The following is a 15,751-nucleotide window of genomic DNA, read 5'->3' as shown; positions in this document are numbered from 1 at the left end:
TCGTACGGCGTTTTGCGGATGGTCAGGCCCGTAGGTGGCGATCAGCAATACCCATCTCGACCTTACACCTTCGCCCAAGCGCCCGACCTATTTTGCATCATTCACGCATCCTTTTGCGGCTAATCGAAGATCACGGAGCAACGACACTGTTTCATCGCCACAAAATGCCGCTGGAATGCGTGGTCGTTCCCGTCAGTCTTCTATAAAGCTGCAACTCAAAACGGAACCGAGAACAGGAGAAAGCAATGCCACGTATCATCTACCCTGCACTGGTCAGCTTAATGTTGGGTGCCATGCTAAGCGCTGAGCCTGCTGCAGCTGGTTCGCTTGGACGTTTCGAAGTTATAGGCGTCGAAGCTGATGACATGCTGAAGATGCGCACCGGGCCCGGCATCGGGTACAAGGTGATCCTTGGTCTTCCGAACGGCACGGTCCTGCGCGTAAAAAGCTGTCAGCAAACCGGAGGAACACGGTGGTGCAGTGTCACGTTGGATCAGGCGCGCCGGATAAAGGGCCATGTGTCTTGGGCGTACTTGCGTAAACTGTGACGTAGCAGCCGAACCGCGATATGCGGCAAGGTGAGGACATACTGGTCTATCAATTGAACAAGCCCCGACAGCACGGCGACACCGACCATCTTTGGAAGGACTGATCCCTGTATCACAAAACGAGTTGCCGCAAAGATGGACGGTCTCTGACGATCGTATGTTTTATCGCTTTTTAACCGCGTCCGCTGCGCTGCTTTCTAGGGCTTTCGATGAAAGCCAGTCTGCAATCGAAATGATCCTGTAGCAGATGCCTTTGCGGGACAATATCTGAAGGCTTTTGAGGTGTTCCCTACCCAACCAAACCCACGGGACCAAGCATCGCTTAAATTAGCCTCTGGCGTCATTGCCCTATCGGCAAAACACCGATCCATTTCCTGATCCCCGATCATATCATTATGGCAACCGTATTACACCGCCACCAGATGGCCGTCTCCCATGGAGCGGTAGCTGAAAAGTTCCGGGTCCTTACCGACGGGCATTACAGGGCTTTTCAGCTCGGTGTTGATCACAGGTCGGGTCGGAACCGCGCGTGTTGGATCGGGATAAGGCGCTGCGGCAATCAGGCGACGCGTATACTCATGCTGCGGGTTCCCGAAGACCTGCGCACTTGATCCGATTTCAACAATCTGCCCCAGATACATGACCGCCACACGATCCGCGATATTTTCGACGACAGCCATGTCATGCGATATGAACAGATAGGACATCCCGAATTCGGCCTTTAGTTCGTTCAGCAGGTCCAGCACAGTCGCCTGCACAGAAACATCCAGCGCAGACACGCTTTCGTCTGCGATGATTAATTTGGGCTTCAACGCCAAGGCCCTAGCAATACAAATGCGCTGGCGCTGCCCGCCGGAGAACTCGTGCGGATACCGGTCAAGCGCATCAGGCTCCAGCCCCACACGCGCAAAAAGCTCTGCTGCGCGGTCTGTTCGGCTGTGCGTCGTGCCAATATCGTGAATGACCAGCGGCTCGCGGACCAGATCCCCGACAGTCATCCGCCCGTTAAGGGCCGCCATCGGGTCCTGAAACACCATCTGCATGGCACGGGTATTTTTGAACTGCGAGACGCGGTCGCGCAACAAAGGCGCGCCTTCGAACCTTATCACACCTTGATGCGGCACAAGGCCGGTCAGCGCGCGTGCGACAGTCGATTTGCCACAGCCGCTTTCTCCGACGACCGCAAACGTTTCACCCGCGAAGATGTCAAAATTGATCTTTTCGACGGCATGGACCCGCGCCTGCACACGGTCCAATATTCCGCCGCGCAGATCATACGTGACGCGCAAATCCCGAACTGACACCAAAGGACGGGCTGATGTATCAACATTGCTTTCCCGGCCCTGCCCCATACGCGGCACGCTTGAAAGCAGCTGTTGCGTATAGGCCTGCTGAGGCGCGCTGAAAAGCTTGCGCACGGGCGCCTCTTCGACAAGCTTACCTTTCTGCATGACAAGCACGCGGTCGGCCATTTCTGCCACAACACCCATGTCATGGGTGATCAGGATCAAAGCCATCCCCATATCGCGCGCCAGATCACGCAGCAAATCCAGCACATCGCGCTGTACCGTCACATCCAGGGCAGTTGTCGGTTCGTCCGCAATCATCACATCGGGTCGCAGGGCAATCGCAATGGCAATGACCACGCGCTGACGCATACCACCCGACAGCTCATGCGGGTATTGCTTCAACCGGCGTTCCGGCTCTGTCAGACGCACGGCCTGCAAGGCCTCAAGCGCGCGCGCGCGGGCTGCGCGTTTGGACATCGGTTCATGTGCGCGAATGGCTTCTGTCAGCTGATCACCGATCCGCATCACAGGATTCAAAGCAGTCATCGGTTCCTGAAATATCATAGCGATGCGGTCGCCGCGCAGGCGCTGCATCTTTGTCTCGGGCAATTCGGTCAGGTCTTGGCCGTCAAAGATAATTTTTCCACCTGCTACATGCACAGCAGGCGGTGGTAGCAGCCCCATAATCGCAAGCGAGGTAAGCGATTTTCCTGATCCGCTTTCTCCAGCAATCGCAAGGGTTTCGCCGCGTTTCAGCTCAAAGCTGAGATCTGCAACAAGCGGCTGGATACCTGCCTCTGTACGCACAGAGATATCAAGCTGCTGCACAGACAGAACCGTGGGACGGTCATCAGTGGCCACTGGGGCCACCGATGTTGTTTTATCAGCCGCGCTCATTCGAACACGCAGCGTGGAAAGTAAAAAGACACGATCCAGTTCGGCATATCCACAATCTCGGATATGCGCAGATCGCCACAGGTAGACACCAGCATATAGGCATCCTCTGCGGACAGACCTTGGGTCTTGCACAGAAGGTCAACCATTTGGCTCACCGCCTCTTTTGCGCCAGTCATCAGGTCGGGACCAATGCCGGTCGTGACCTCGTATCCTTTGGCATCCAAGTGGTTGGTGACCGGACCCGGTGTTGTGAAGCGCGGCATTTTCAGCTGCGCATCCTTGATCAGGTCCAAAGTTACGGTGGCGTCCATCGGGCTTTCAATCGCTGTCCCGCAGACCTCACCATCGCCTTGGGCGGCATGGGTGTCCCCGATTGAGAACAATGCCCCCGCGACTTCGACAGGCAGGTACAGAGTGGTTCCCGCTGCCAGATCGCGGATATCAAGGTTTCCGCCCACGCGCCGTGGCGGCACAACCGAATGCAACCCCGGCTCCGCGAGGGCGCAGCCAATGGTTCCCGCAAACGGCTTGAGCGGCACGCGCCCGTTTCTACCGAATAGCGCAGGCTCCAACGTATCAGGATCGTATTTCCAGATCGTCAGCGCGGGATCTTCGAACTGATCGGCCAACAGACCAAAGCCCGGGATATTCGCCGTCCAGCCAAAGCCAGACGGCGCAAAGCCCTCGATTGTGATTTTCAGCGCATCGCCGGGTTCGGCCCCCTCGACATAGACGGGACCGGACACCGGATTGATTTTGCCGAAATCCATGGCTGCCACGTCGGCAACTGTGCTGTCAGCGGTAAGCTGTCCGGCAGAGCTGTCGTGGCATTTGAACTCGATTGTATCCCCCGGTGCGACCGTGATGGCCGGGACAAACGAGTTGTCCCAGCCAAAATGGTGGCTTGCGCCGTGGATCGTGTAGTCAGGACATTTATTGCACATCGTTTACATACACATAGTCATAGTTAACAGGGATGGAGACCGGATCGACGTAAAGCTTGTCATCGCCGCCCATACGCTCGGACTTCATGGTGTAGCGTTGTTCATTGAACACCGGCACCCAAGGCGCGTCTTCCATGACTTTCATGTAGACATCGGACCACATTTTCAGACGCTCTTCCACTTTTGCGGGGTCGGTCATGCTGTCGGCCTCAATTGCCATCGCATCCGCATCCGCGTTGCAATACCATGACCAGTTCCAACCGCCCTGCACGGCACCGTCACAGCCCAAAATCGGGCCGTAGAAGTTTGACGCATCCGGGAAATCCGCGATCCACGCCATGCCGCCCGACCAGATCATCGGCGCTTGATCCGCCTCGCCGCCTGCCGCGATCACGCTGGCCTGAGCAAGCGACTGGATCGACGCCTTGATCCCGATCTTTGACAAATCCTGCTGGATTGCCTGGGCAATGCGGGGATTGGGGTCTGTGTTCATCACGAACAACTCTGTCTCGAACCCGTCTGCAAACCCTGCCTCGGCCAAAAGCTCTTTGGCTGCGTCAGGATCATAGGCATAACCTTCGTAGCCCTCGGTATAACCCGGCATCGACGGTGGCAGTGGTTGCGTCGCTGGTACGGCGCGGCCATTGATCACTTGGGTAATGCGTTCCTTGTTGATCGCCATGTTCACGGCTTTGCGCACATCCACATTGTCAAACGGGGCCATTTTCACGTTCAGCGTGATATAGCCTGTGTGCAACTGTCCGCCTTCGATCACACGCGCAGCCTGTTCGGGGTCACCCATGACCTCTTGGAACTTGGCAGGCGGAATGCCGTCACCGGGCACATCGACTTCGCCGTTCTGCAAGCGTAGCAAGGCCACGATAGGCTCCTGCCCCACTTCAAACGTCACACTGTCCAAATAGGGCAGACCCGCGCGCCAGTAATCTTCGTTCTTGGCGAACACCAGCTTTTGACCAATAGTCCAATCGGCCAGCTTGAACGCGCCTGTGCCCATGGCTGTTTTGCCAAAATCGGCGCCCGCCGCCTCAACTGCTTCCTTGGCCACAACAGAAGCAAAGTTCAGGCCCATAACGTGCAGGAACGTCGCATCGGGGCGTGACAGCGTAATCTCGACCGTTTGGTCATCCAGTACTTTGACGCCTGACAGTTCCTCGGCCTCGCCAGAAGACATCGCATCATATCCGGCAATGGAGCCAAAGAAACCGGCACCCGGGCTTTGGGTCTTGGGATTGGTCACACGGTCAAGCGAGTATTTGACATCATCTGCTGTCATCACGCGGCCATTGTGGAATTTGACCCCCTCGCGCAGCTTGAAAGTGAATACCATGCCGTCATCAGAAATCTCATAGCTTTCGGCCAGCCCTGGGCGCAGTTCGGTTGTACCTGGTTCATAGTCCATCAGACCGTCATAGAGTGACTTGATCATGGACCAGTTCTGCCAGTCATACCCGATTGCAGGGTCCAGCGTGGCCACGTCATCCTTGTAAGTCACAGTGATATTGCCACCGGATTTCGCATTCGGATCAAGACTGGAGTGGCTTTCGGCAACCGCCAGCTGAGGCAGGCCAAGGGCGGCCACAAGGGCCGAAGTTGTAAGCAGCTTCTTCATTCTGATTTACTCCTGTTGGGTTGGTATTATTAGCGGACCTTGATCCGCGGGTCGGCAAACAGAGACGCGATATCCGCGACCAGATTGCCAATGACGATGGCGCAAGCTGAAACCAGCGTGACGCCCATGATGATCGGAATATCGACTCGCTGGATCGCCTGCCACGCAAGCTGTCCGATGCCGGGCCAGCCAAAGACGGATTCAACAACAACGATGCCACCCATAAAGATGCCTACATCGATCCCAATCATCGCAATGATCGGCAGGATCGCGTTGGGCAGCGCATGGCGCAACAAAACCCGCATGCGGCTCAGCCCCTTTGCCCGTGCAGTCCGGATGAAATCCTGACGCAGCACGTCAATCATGGATGAACGCATCATGCGGCTGTACCAGCCCGACCCGAGAATACCCAAAGTGATCGACGGCAAAACCAGATGCGCAAACGTTCCGTAACCGCCGATCGGAAACCAGTGCAACTGAACTGCAAAGACATAGAGCATGAGCAAGCCGACCACAAACTGTGGCGCCGATACACCGATAAAGCTGGCCATCATCAGGGCGTTATCGGTAGACGTCCCGCGACGCAGGGCGGCGACCACGCCCATTGTGATACCCAGCACCAGTTCACAAACGATCGCGCCCAACATCAGCAGCAAGGACGCCGGCAAGCGCGATGCGATCAGCGTGCTTACTTCGGTCTTTTGCAGATAAGAGCGCCCAAGATCACCCTGAACCAGATTTCCCAGATAGCGTGCGTATTGCACCACAAAGGGCTTATCCAACCCCAGTTGAGTACGGATATTCGCCACAGTTTCAGGCGTGGCTGATCTACCGGCAAGCTGGCGTACAGGGTCAGCCGGAAGCAGGTAAAGCAGCGCGAACGTGATGAAGGATACGCCCAGCAGAATAAGCGCTGACTGGATCAGACGTTTTACAATGAATGCCAGCATCACGCACGGCCCCGCTGTGTCGGGTCAAGCACATCGCGCAACGCATCACCTACAAGGTTGAAGGCCAACGCCAGCGTCACAATTGCCAACCCGGGGAAGAACACCAGCCAAGGTGCTGCCTGAAAATAGGTCTGGTTCTCAAATATAATGTTGCCCCAGCTTGGCGTTGGCGGCTGGACGCCGACCCCCAGAAAGCTCAGCGTTGCCTCCAACAAGACGGTCGTGGAGATACCCAAAGTGCCCCAAACGATGATCGTTGGTGTGAGATGGGGTAAAATGTGCCGAAACAGGATACGCATGTTACCTGCCCCCAAAGTACGCTCTGCTGCGATGAATTCGCGCTGCGACAGGCTGGCAGTTTCTGCGTACAGAACCCGCGCGGTTTGCACCCAGTTCACCGTCGCGATCACCATTGCCACGATCCACAGCGACGGCTGGAATATTGCTGCCAGACAAATCGCCAACAGCAACGCAGGAAAGGCCATCATCAGATCCGTAAAGCGCATAAGGATGCCGCCCCAAATGCCGCCAAAATACCCCGCTGTGACACCCACAAATGTCCCGATGATCAGCGCGACACCGTTCGCCACCAGCCCGATGATCAATGAAGTCCGCGCGCCGTACAAAATACGCGTCAACAAGTCCCGCCCCAGCAAATCAGTCCCCAGCGCGAACTGTGCGCCGGGCGCCATCGGAGCCCCCTGCATCGTGAGCCCGTCAAACATCTGGTCGTTCGGCTCATAAGGGGTCAGGTACGGGGCAAAAATTGCACCGGACAACGTGAGAAAGATCAGCGCCATGCCAAACAAGGCAAGTTTACGTTTCTTCAAGCGTTGCCAGACAGTTGGCGGCAACAGCGCGGTATTGGTCTCAGCTAATGCCACAGTTTTCTCCTGTCGGTTCGTGATGCTTCACAATCACAACGGCCGCGTCTTCCATGGTCATTTGCCAAGCCATCGCAAGTTGGCGCAGATCATCATATGCCGTCTCGTCAGAGCCGGTCTTCTTCGCCAGAAGCGTTACCGCCTGCACGATTGTCTGACGCGCTGAAAGCCGTTCTCGTAGCGCATCGACCTCTGCCAGCAACGCTTTCCGGCGCTCAAAGGATTGTCGCGCCATCAGCAGGGAAGCAAAAACGCCGCTGGCCGCCAATGGTTTGACCAGCAATGCGTCCGCTCCGGTTCTCGAAGCCCACTCGATCCGGCCCGGCGCCTCTGATCCGACAAGGGCGATCATCGGCATTGGCGCATTGCCTGCAGGCCAGGGAAATTGTTCGTCGTGGCCGGCATCGGTGTCATATAAGGTAAAATCAGCCGTGATCGCAGAGGCAGGCAACTTTGGCCACGCCACTTCGACCTCCAGCCCGATCGCACGTAACTGGCGAAGCAAAACCGGTAACCTGTCGTGTTCAGGATGCAGGACAATAGCCCGCGCGCCCTCCAAACCGGCGATATCGATCTGCTTTTTCATGCCTCAACCACAGTCAACATTGGTTCGCTGAATTGCGGATGGCGCGACGGCCGCGTCAGGTAAGGATCAGGCGCAATATCTTTCCAGCTGTGCAGGATTTCAAATGCGCCGCCACGGACCTGCGCGATATGCACGTCGAGCGTTTTGTGTTGGGTCGCAGGGTCAATGCCGTATCGCGCGCCGTGCTCTGCCAGATAGCTATCAAAAGACCCGCTTACCCCTTGGGCAAGCACTGCAGCCAAGGTCAGGACCGACTGATAGGCTGTGCGCTCCAGCGAAGAACCCTGCCCGTCAGCAGCCTGAGTCTCACAGAAGGATGGCCCGACAGAAATTAGCCCCTCTGCCGCGTCACCCAGCACAGGCAGTTCGGCTTCGGTTAGGTTGCAGGATAGCAGTGGGCAATTTCCGGGGGCAAAATACGGATCGCGGCGCCCCAATTCGGCATAGGCCTTGATAAAAGCATAGGAAGACGCGCCGACCAGCGAGTTGAGAATGAACTTTGGTCGACTGCGCTCGATCTCGGTGATCAGCCCGTCAATGGCCGTGTCGCCCAAGGGCAGATATCGTTCGCCCAGCACCGCGCCACCGGACGCTTCAAGCCGTGTACGCGCTACCCTGCAGGTTTCCCAACCCCAAATATAGTTGGAGCCAACAAGAAAAGCGGACATGCCGTAATGGCGCATGGCCCATCCAAGTATCGGCACAATATTCTGGTTCGTTGCCGCGTGGGAATAAACAACCCGCGCGGATGTCTCGAACCCTTCATACGGTACGTTGTACCACAGCGTCGCTTGGGTGCGGTCCAGTTCGGGAATGACTTCTTTCCGGCTCGACGATGTCACACAGCCCACGATGTGTTTGGCGTTCGAACTGCTTAAAATATCGGCACACATTGGCGCATAGTTGGTCAGCTCACCCGCAGGGTCCCGCACGATTGGCGAAAAAGATACCGGCAAAGCGCGGTCCATATTCACATCATCTATCGCAGACATAGCCCCGACAAAGAGAGGTTCGGAAAGCAGCTGATACGTGCCCGAACGGGAGTATAAAATACCAATATCAAAGTTCTCGGACATGGATTCCCCATAAAAAAAGCCCCGACGCAGCAACAAACTGTTGCTTGTGTCGAGGCCCGAATGCCAAAGCGTGACCTGATTTAAGATCACCGTTACAAACTGGGTGAAAAATTCAGGTTACGCAAATTAATAAACCGGATTTTTTACAAAAATTTCACCCCTGAAAATGAGTGTCTATTTTTTGTGCAGGATGGCCGAGCGACAGACAGGCGGCACATCCTGTCAGGCGTCAGGTGCTTTGCGCACGGCCTGAATGATCACCTCTTTGAGTGCATGGGTTAGGATAGTGTCTGTCTGTCCCGAGCTTAAAAGCATTCCAATCGGACGTGTGACCAACGGGCCGGTCAAGGGCCGTCAATGCGCAACCTCCCCCTTCTTCGCCGTTAGCGCCGTGGCGGGCAAAGGCGCGACGCAGATACCGTGACGGACAAGATCTATCGCTGTACTGATGCGGCCAACCTCATAGTTTCTCTGGACCTGCGTGCTGCTTTTGGCCAGCGCTTCATCAATAAGCAAACGGTTTCACCCGCCACGCGCCGCCACAATCAGCGGCTCTGACGTCAAATCCTGCCAGGTCAGGCTTTCCTACGCACAAAGGTGATGATGCCCTGACAAGGTAAGGACCATCTGCACCGCCACCGGACACATCGCTGGCAAGGAGGCCGCGGCCCATACAAAACTATCCTCTCAATAAAGCGCTCCATCAGGCCAAAACCTGAAACGCCTGCCGCTTCTGCGAAAGCAACTGTTGGGTCTTTCCCGAATTGCACCACAAACGAGCATTCCTTGACTGTGAACTGACGCAGCGGGCCATCCTGTGCCACAACTGCCGTGGATTTTACTATGCGTGCCAATACACTGCCCAGCATGAATCTGACTTTAACCTTTCCAAAGCGTTGGCAGCGGTCGAGCAGGAAAGCTGGAAAGACCACGCGCAGCTTATGGATCGCAGCGGCGTGTTGATGTCTGCCGGTCTGATGTTGGGTTTTGCGATTATTTTGCCTTAGCCCAAGCCATGCAGGCCGAAACCGGTGATGGTTTCTAAGCCCACGTCTCTCTTGGGTTAATGGTCGCGATCGTTGCGCCGATCTTTTTGCGCCCCCTGCTTGCCCGCGCGTGGTCTCTGCGCGGCAGTTGGCGGCCATGACGATGGCAGCAATTTCAAAGAAGCAGCGCACCGGTCCGCAGTCGGACCCTCCCACCCGCCGGATACAGAAACGCCTGCCCCCGAAGCAACGGGGACAGGCGCAATAATCAGGATATGCTCTGACGTTAGTTCCCGACCATCGCCGGCAGAAACAGCACAATGTCCGGAAAGGCGATCATCGCCGCGACGATCACAAGGTCAATCACCACAAACCAGAACACGCCTTTGAAGATCATCGACAACGATGCGATGTTGCCAACGACCCCTTTGATCACAAAGACGTTCATACCCATCGGTGGCGTGATCATTCCGATCTCAAGAAGTTTGACCAGAACCACCCCGAACCAAAGCAGGCTATAACCCGTCTCGTCCACAATCGGCATCACAATAGGCAGCGTCAGCAGCATGGCGCCAACCGGTTCCAGCATCATGCCAAGCACAAGATAGACGACGACGATCCCGACCATGATCATCAGCGGCGAGACACCAAAGCCCAAAATCGCGTCAGACAGTGCATCACCGATACCAGACAGAGCCAGAAAACGCGTCAGCAGGCTCGCGCCGACAGCAATAATCAGCAATGCCGCCGTGGTTGTCAGCGTTTCGGTAAAGGCCATCCGTAGCGCTTTGAAAGTCAACGTCCGGTACAGGAATGCGACGATAGTCGATAGAACGGCCCCGATCGCGCCCGCTTCGGTCGGGGTGAAGACACCACCAAACAAACCGGCAAAAACGCCGATCACGATCAGCAGAACAGGCCATGTCTGACCAAGCGCTTTGATCTTCTCGGCAGGCGTCGCCTTGATATCCACAGGGGGAGCCAGTTCGGGGTTAAGCTTTACCCGCACCATGATCAGCACAATGTAGGCAACCAGCGTGATTACCCCAACGACCAATCCCCCCAGAAACAGGGCACTGACGGACTGGCGTGAGATGATGCCGTAAAGGATCATCAGAATCGACGGAGGAATAAGCGCACCGATGGTCCCTGCGGCTGCGACCGTCCCGGTTGCAAGCTCCGCGCTGTAGCGGTGGCGCATCATTTCAGGCACGGCAATTTTACCCATGGCCGCCGAACAGGCGACAGATGACCCAGTCACGGCGGCAAAACCCGCACATCCGAAAACAGAAGCAATCGCCAGCCCGCCCGGCAGTCCCGATAGCCAGATTTGCGCCGCGTTGAACAAGCCCTGCGTTAATCGGGTATGATAACAGATGAACCCCATAAACAAGAATGCCGGAATAGAACTGAGCACCCAAGAGTTGGCAAAGCTATAGGGCACAATACCCAGACTGCCCCACGCGATGTTCCAATTGAACATCGACCACAGCCCGCAAAACGAAACCGCAATCAAAGAGATACCAATCGGGATCCGCATCAGGATCATGATCAGCAGAACGACGATAAAGATGCCCGCGATCTGTAATTCGGTCATTGGCTATCTCCGCCGGACAAATAGGGGTCTTCGATCTTCAAGGCATTCAGCCCGTGCGGGCGCCCCATGATCATGCAAACAAGCTTCCAGCCGGCCACTATCGACATGAGGCCAAAGCCGATGGGCAAAGACAGATAGGTGGGCCAGGTGATGACCTTACCCCCCGCTTCGATGGAGTATGCGCCACCAAGATATTTGGCCAATGCCTCGTCACCCGTGCGTACGGCCACGGTTGCCGTCACGATAAAGGTCAGCAGCAGTGCAAGACCGGCAATGAAGTTTTGCAGCTTTTGCGGAAACTTCTCGACCAGCAGCTCAACCGCGATGTGGCCGTCTTTTTGTTCGACAGCAGCAAGCGGCAGAAAGGCAATTCCAACCATGTAGAAAGCGGAAACATAAAGAATGGTAGAGTTCAGCGGTGTCTCAAAGACAAACCGCATGATGACATCAAGGGTGACATGCACAACCAGCAGCAACACCAGCAAGCCGGCGATTGATGCCGACCCCGCAATCAGCCGCGAGATGACGGACGAAATAAAGTTCATGAGAGCTATCCCCTATGGAGAAGGAAACGAAGGGTGTCGCCAGATACAAGCGACACCCCGTCAGATCGAAAAGCCGGTTGGCTTACTTGCCGTATGTGGCCGGATCGACTTTTGACGTTACCTCATCCCAGAGCAATTGCTGAAGCGCTTCCTGGCTGTCGATGTCTTTCACCAGATCGTTCCATTTGGTCAAAAGCGGCTCAAACTCGGCAGCGATTTCATCCGCACGGGCAACGCCGTACGTGTCTTTGAACAGGCCCGCGACTGTCTTCAGGTCTTTGCGCGAGAAGTCTTTGACCGCAGCCAGAAGCTCTGGCTCGGCAGCATGGATTTTGATGCCTTTTTCGCGCGCATGCTCAATCGCAGAAGCGTCATCGCTATAGAAGTTCCACGTGGTTGCGGCTGTCATGTGGCTACCACCCCACAGAAGTGCTTCGCGGCTTTTGTCGTCCATTGCGTTCCAACGGTCAGCATTCACGTTGGCAGACGACACGCCGGCAAATGCACCACCCGGGACAGCCAGCGTGATGTCGGTAACAACTTCATGCAGGTTGTAGTTGGTCAATTCAGGCGCTGACAGCATGGCGCAGTCAATAATGCCCTGATCCAGCGCTTCATAGACTTCGGACACGGGCAAACGCACACCTTGCGCACCGAACTCATCCGCGAACCGAACAAAACCAGCACCGCCCGCGCGCAGACGCAGGCCTTTGAGGTCTGCAATGGACGTCACGCTCACGTCTTTGCACAGCAGGTTGTACAGCGGCGTCACGCCACCGCCCGTGTAAACCTGATTTTGCGTTTTATTCTCAGCAAGACACTCAGGGCAATTGTTGAACGTGTATTCCATCATCGCGCCAGTGTAGGCCAACGGCTCTTTGCCAGTGGGGTTTTCCACAAGATTGATCAACAGGTTCAATTCATGCAGGAACAGGGTCGTTGGGTACTCAGCCGGATAATATGGCGGCAGTACAAAGCCCACATCGGCCAGACCGTCGCGGACACCGGGGGATGTTTCCGGCAGGCTCAGCAGTGACATCGCAAAGCCGGTCGTATCAATTTCACCGCCCGAACGCTCGGAAACCGCGGCGACATAATCTTCTACACCTTTGCCAATCGCAGAGGTGTTCGGGTAGCCGTAAGCAAAGTTCAGGCGTTCCTTGGCGGCGGCCTGACCTGCGATGGCTGTAGCGGCAAGTGTCGCAGCGAGTGCGATGGATTTATTAAAAGTCATAAGTGTCCTCCCGAACGTGTGTGGCCAGTACGGAGCGCCAAAGCACCCGACGGGCCGTTCATTTATGGTTACTTTATCCGCCCCTCCGTCGGCGAATAGACTGTTGTCAGTTTCACTTCCAAAGCGACAACATTCTCAGTAGTATGTTAGTGTCAGCCCACAAGGCACGGGTGTCAATAGCCCACGTTCGTTCCTTTGGCGCCAACACGAAAAATAGAAAGTTTTGCACGAAAAGCAGAGTTGACGTATGAAGATGGATATTGCGTCCGTAAGGTAACTTTAGCGCGCAAAACCAACACCAACGAAGAAACGCGGGCGCTTAAAGAATGGTCGAGATGATGCAAACTCAAACCTTAGAAACCCAGCCGCCGATGACGGATAGCCGCCAACAAATCGTAGAAGCCGCCGCGCAATGCTTCATGCTGAAGGGCCTTGAGAAAGCAACAATTGACGATATCGCCGATGTTCTCGGGGCGACCAAGGGGCGCGTCTATCACCACTTCCGGTCCAAGAGTTCGATCTATTTCGCGGTGCACCGTCAGGCGATGCAATATTGCTTTGATGCGGTTGATCCCGTTCTCGCGCAGACCATCCCGCATGACGAAAAGCTTGAGGCAATGGCCGCTGCCCATGCACGCGTCATGATGGACACCCTGCCCTATCAGCGCAGCATCCGTCTTGGGGTCGAGATATATTTGCGTGGCTCGACCACCGAGGCGGAGCGCAAAATGCTTGAAGAGCTGATCACACAACGCAACAATTACGAAGAACTTTACAGAGACGTTCTGCGCAACGGCATCAGCGATGGAACGCTCAGCGTTCCTGATGTCAAAATCGCTGGTCGGGTGATCATGGGCGCGCTGAACAGTCTGGTCGATTGGTACCGGATCAGGCCCGACCAGACAGATGCTGACCGGAAACTGATTGCAGAGGCCCTTGCGCAAACCGTTGTAAACGGTATGCGCGCCTGACCCCTATGCCTGTTCTCTGAGGACTGCTTTGACGATCTTGCCATTCGCATTGCGCGGCAGCGGCTGATCGCTAAGCGTCACAAAGTCCGGCACTTTGTAATCTGCCAGCAGCGCGCGAATGTGTGCTTTGACCGCGTCCACATCAAGACCGGCGTCAGAGCTTTGAATGAACACATGCAGTTTTTCGCCCAGCACCGGATCAGGACGCCCGATGGCGGCACATTCGATGATGGCTGGATGGGCCGTCAGCGCGTTCTCGATCTCGGCTGAGTAGATGTTATAGCCGCCGCGAATGATCATATCCTTGCGCCGGTCGTGCAACCGGATGAACCCTTCGTCATCCCGTGATCCCACATCACCGCTTTTCCAGAAACCTTGGTGGAATTCCGAGGCTGTCTTTTCGGGATTGTTCCAGTATCCCGGCACAACCATCGGCCCCTTGATCCACAGCTCTCCATGTTCTCCGGGCGCGACTTCTGCACCCTTTTCATCAACAATCCGGATTTCTCCGCACGGCACCGCGATACCAACACTATCTGATCGCTCTGTCCCTAGACCTAACGGCAATATGGTGGCAGGAGACGTCAGCTCGGTCGCGCCATAGGCATTCACCAACAGCAAATTCGGCAATTTTTCCGAAAGCTCCTTAATTGTGGATTCCGCCATCGGAGCCCCCCCGTACCCTCCGATACGCCAGTGTGACAGATCATAGTCTTCAATCGTGCAGCGCAGCAGGAAAAGATTGTACATCGCAGGCACCATCAACGTCTGAGTGACCTTCTCCGCCGCAGCAAGCTCCAGAAATGCGGGCGCATTGAAGCTGCGCATAATGACACTGCACCCAGCCGTCCGCAGCATGGTGAACAGTGTCGCGACAAGCCCCGTCACATGGGATGCAGGGACCGCAAGCAACGAACGCTCGCCCGCTCCCAGCTCCATACACATCTCAAAATGCATGGCAGAGTGAATGATGTTGAGATGGGTCAGCATCGCACCCTTTGGCTGGCCTGTTGTGCCAGATGTATAAAGAATGACCGCAACGCTTTCCTCAAAGACTACGGGACCGTCAAGTTCCCCGCCTGACGCGATCAGCGCATTAAAACCGCGCGATCCATCACAAGCCCCACCAACACTAAAGCGGTGTTCAAGTGTTGGCACGTCCCGGCCTAGCGGCAGCTTTTCCGCATAGGTCGCATCATGAACCAGAACCGAAGCACCGCAATCGTTCAGGATATGCGCAAGCTCTGGCGTCTGCTCCCTCACGTTGATCGGCACAGCAATTGCCCCAAGCCGCAAACTGGCCAACAGCACAAGCAGAAATTCGGAACTATTGTCCAACAACAAAGCGACCCTGCTTTCCGCGCCCACACCCAGATTCTTGAGGCCGAGGGCAACCATATGGACCTGCGTGTCAAGCTCGGCATAGGTGAGACGGAGATCATCGCAAACCACCGCCTCCCCATCGGGATTTCGCGCGACAGACTGCTGCACCATCACATTCAGATTGCTGGGGCGATCGACAAAGCACTTGATGTTCTCACGCCCGAAGTGTGTCTCGGGGGAAATCAGGTCAGTGATCTGAGCGGGCCAATTTTGCATCGTAGTTCTTTCCAT

13 protein-coding genes are annotated in these 15,751 nt (G+C 55.9%); 2 read left to right on the top strand and 11 right to left on the bottom strand.

What is annotated here, in order from left to right; genetic code table 11:
• Positions 1–245: 245 nt before the first annotated feature.
• Positions 246–548 carry an SH3 domain-containing protein gene (locus K3757_RS08170; protein WP_260000933.1) on the top strand — a complete coding sequence of 101 codons (303 nt, stop codon included), beginning with the start codon at positions 246–248 and terminating at the stop codon, positions 546–548.
• A 407-nt stretch (positions 549–955) separates the two neighbouring features.
• Here the strand turns inward: K3757_RS08170 and K3757_RS08165 are convergent, their stop codons facing one another.
• The 10 genes from K3757_RS08165 to K3757_RS08120 all read right to left on the bottom strand — a co-directional run bounded on the left by K3757_RS08165 (position 956) and on the right by K3757_RS08120 (position 13,166).
• A complete protein-coding gene (locus K3757_RS08165) occupies positions 956–2,734 on the bottom strand; it encodes an ABC transporter ATP-binding protein (protein ID WP_260000931.1) in 1,779 nt (592 codons plus the stop codon).
• Positions 2,731–3,678 (bottom strand): acetamidase/formamidase family protein, encoded by a 948-nt coding sequence (locus K3757_RS08160; RefSeq protein ID WP_260000929.1) that lies wholly within the window; start codon positions 3,676–3,678, stop codon positions 2,731–2,733. The genes K3757_RS08165 and K3757_RS08160 overlap by 4 nt, the downstream gene beginning before the upstream one ends.
• A complete protein-coding gene (locus K3757_RS08155; RefSeq protein ID WP_260000927.1) occupies positions 3,668–5,308 on the bottom strand; it encodes an ABC transporter substrate-binding protein in 1,641 nt (546 codons plus the stop codon). Before K3757_RS08155 ends, K3757_RS08160 begins: the two co-directional genes overlap by 11 nt.
• A 29-nt stretch (positions 5,309–5,337) precedes the next feature.
• Positions 5,338–6,258: an ABC transporter permease gene (locus K3757_RS08150; protein WP_260000925.1), complete on the bottom strand. Its 921-nt coding sequence runs from the start codon at positions 6,256–6,258 to the stop codon at positions 5,338–5,340.
• Positions 6,258–7,142: an ABC transporter permease gene (locus tag K3757_RS08145; protein ID WP_311201753.1), complete on the bottom strand. Its 885-nt coding sequence runs from the start codon at positions 7,140–7,142 to the stop codon at positions 6,258–6,260. The genes K3757_RS08150 and K3757_RS08145 overlap by 1 nt, the downstream gene beginning before the upstream one ends.
• Positions 7,129–7,728 (bottom strand): ANTAR domain-containing response regulator, encoded by a 600-nt coding sequence (locus K3757_RS08140; RefSeq protein WP_260000923.1) that lies wholly within the window; start codon positions 7,726–7,728, stop codon positions 7,129–7,131. Before K3757_RS08140 ends, K3757_RS08145 begins: the two co-directional genes overlap by 14 nt.
• Positions 7,725–8,804 carry a transporter substrate-binding protein gene (locus K3757_RS08135; protein WP_260000921.1) on the bottom strand — a complete coding sequence of 360 codons (1,080 nt, stop codon included), beginning with the start codon at positions 8,802–8,804 and terminating at the stop codon, positions 7,725–7,727. The genes K3757_RS08140 and K3757_RS08135 overlap by 4 nt, the downstream gene beginning before the upstream one ends.
• Before the next feature lie 1,272 nt (positions 8,805–10,076).
• Positions 10,077–11,387, bottom strand: coding sequence for a TRAP transporter large permease (locus tag K3757_RS08130; protein WP_260000919.1), 1,311 nt, complete (start codon positions 11,385–11,387; stop codon positions 10,077–10,079).
• Entirely contained in the window at positions 11,384–11,932 is a 549-nt protein-coding gene (locus tag K3757_RS08125) for a TRAP transporter small permease (protein WP_260000917.1), read from the bottom strand. The genes K3757_RS08130 and K3757_RS08125 overlap by 4 nt, the downstream gene beginning before the upstream one ends.
• An 82-nt stretch (positions 11,933–12,014) precedes the next feature.
• Entirely contained in the window at positions 12,015–13,166 is a 1,152-nt protein-coding gene (locus K3757_RS08120) for a C4-dicarboxylate TRAP transporter substrate-binding protein (RefSeq protein WP_260000915.1), read from the bottom strand.
• Between the two features lie 335 nt (positions 13,167–13,501).
• Between K3757_RS08120 and K3757_RS08115 the strand changes: the two genes are divergently transcribed.
• The gene (locus K3757_RS08115; protein ID WP_260000913.1) at positions 13,502–14,137 is read left to right on the top strand and encodes a TetR/AcrR family transcriptional regulator; all 636 of its coding nucleotides are present in this window, start codon (positions 13,502–13,504) and stop codon (positions 14,135–14,137) included.
• A gap of 3 nt (positions 14,138–14,140) precedes the next feature.
• Here the strand turns inward: K3757_RS08115 and K3757_RS08110 are convergent, their stop codons facing one another.
• Positions 14,141–15,736 carry a class I adenylate-forming enzyme family protein gene (locus tag K3757_RS08110; protein WP_260000911.1) on the bottom strand — a complete coding sequence of 532 codons (1,596 nt, stop codon included), beginning with the start codon at positions 15,734–15,736 and terminating at the stop codon, positions 14,141–14,143.
• Positions 15,737–15,751: the final 15 nt, after the last annotated feature.

Source organism: Sulfitobacter sp. S223, assembly GCF_025143825.1.
Classification (GTDB): Bacteria; Pseudomonadota; Alphaproteobacteria; order Rhodobacterales; family Rhodobacteraceae; genus Sulfitobacter.
Note: the sequence above shows the minus strand (reverse complement) of the source record. Positions and strands in the feature narration are given on the sequence as shown.

Excerpts from the sequence above, each read along its gene's own strand:
- K3757_RS08170 (WP_260000933.1), top strand. The coding sequence starts at position 246 with ATGCCACGTATCATCTACCCTGCACTGGTCAGCTTAATGTTGGGTGCC.
- K3757_RS08165 (WP_260000931.1), bottom strand. The coding sequence starts at position 2,734 with ATGAGCGCGGCTGATAAAACAACATCGGTGGCCCCAGTGGCCACTGAT.
- K3757_RS08160 (WP_260000929.1), bottom strand. The coding sequence starts at position 3,678 with ATGTGCAATAAATGTCCTGACTACACGATCCACGGCGCAAGCCACCAT.
- K3757_RS08155 (WP_260000927.1), bottom strand. The coding sequence starts at position 5,308 with ATGAAGAAGCTGCTTACAACTTCGGCCCTTGTGGCCGCCCTTGGCCTG.
- K3757_RS08150 (WP_260000925.1), bottom strand. The coding sequence starts at position 6,258 with ATGCTGGCATTCATTGTAAAACGTCTGATCCAGTCAGCGCTTATTCTG.
- K3757_RS08140 (WP_260000923.1), bottom strand. The coding sequence starts at position 7,728 with ATGAAAAAGCAGATCGATATCGCCGGTTTGGAGGGCGCGCGGGCTATT.
- K3757_RS08135 (WP_260000921.1), bottom strand. The coding sequence starts at position 8,804 with ATGTCCGAGAACTTTGATATTGGTATTTTATACTCCCGTTCGGGCACG.
- K3757_RS08130 (WP_260000919.1), bottom strand. The coding sequence starts at position 11,387 with ATGACCGAATTACAGATCGCGGGCATCTTTATCGTCGTTCTGCTGATC.
- K3757_RS08125 (WP_260000917.1), bottom strand. The coding sequence starts at position 11,932 with ATGAACTTTATTTCGTCCGTCATCTCGCGGCTGATTGCGGGGTCGGCA.
- K3757_RS08120 (WP_260000915.1), bottom strand. The coding sequence starts at position 13,166 with ATGACTTTTAATAAATCCATCGCACTCGCTGCGACACTTGCCGCTACA.
- K3757_RS08115 (WP_260000913.1), top strand. The coding sequence starts at position 13,502 with ATGATGCAAACTCAAACCTTAGAAACCCAGCCGCCGATGACGGATAGC.
- K3757_RS08110 (WP_260000911.1), bottom strand. The coding sequence starts at position 15,736 with ATGCAAAATTGGCCCGCTCAGATCACTGACCTGATTTCCCCCGAGACA.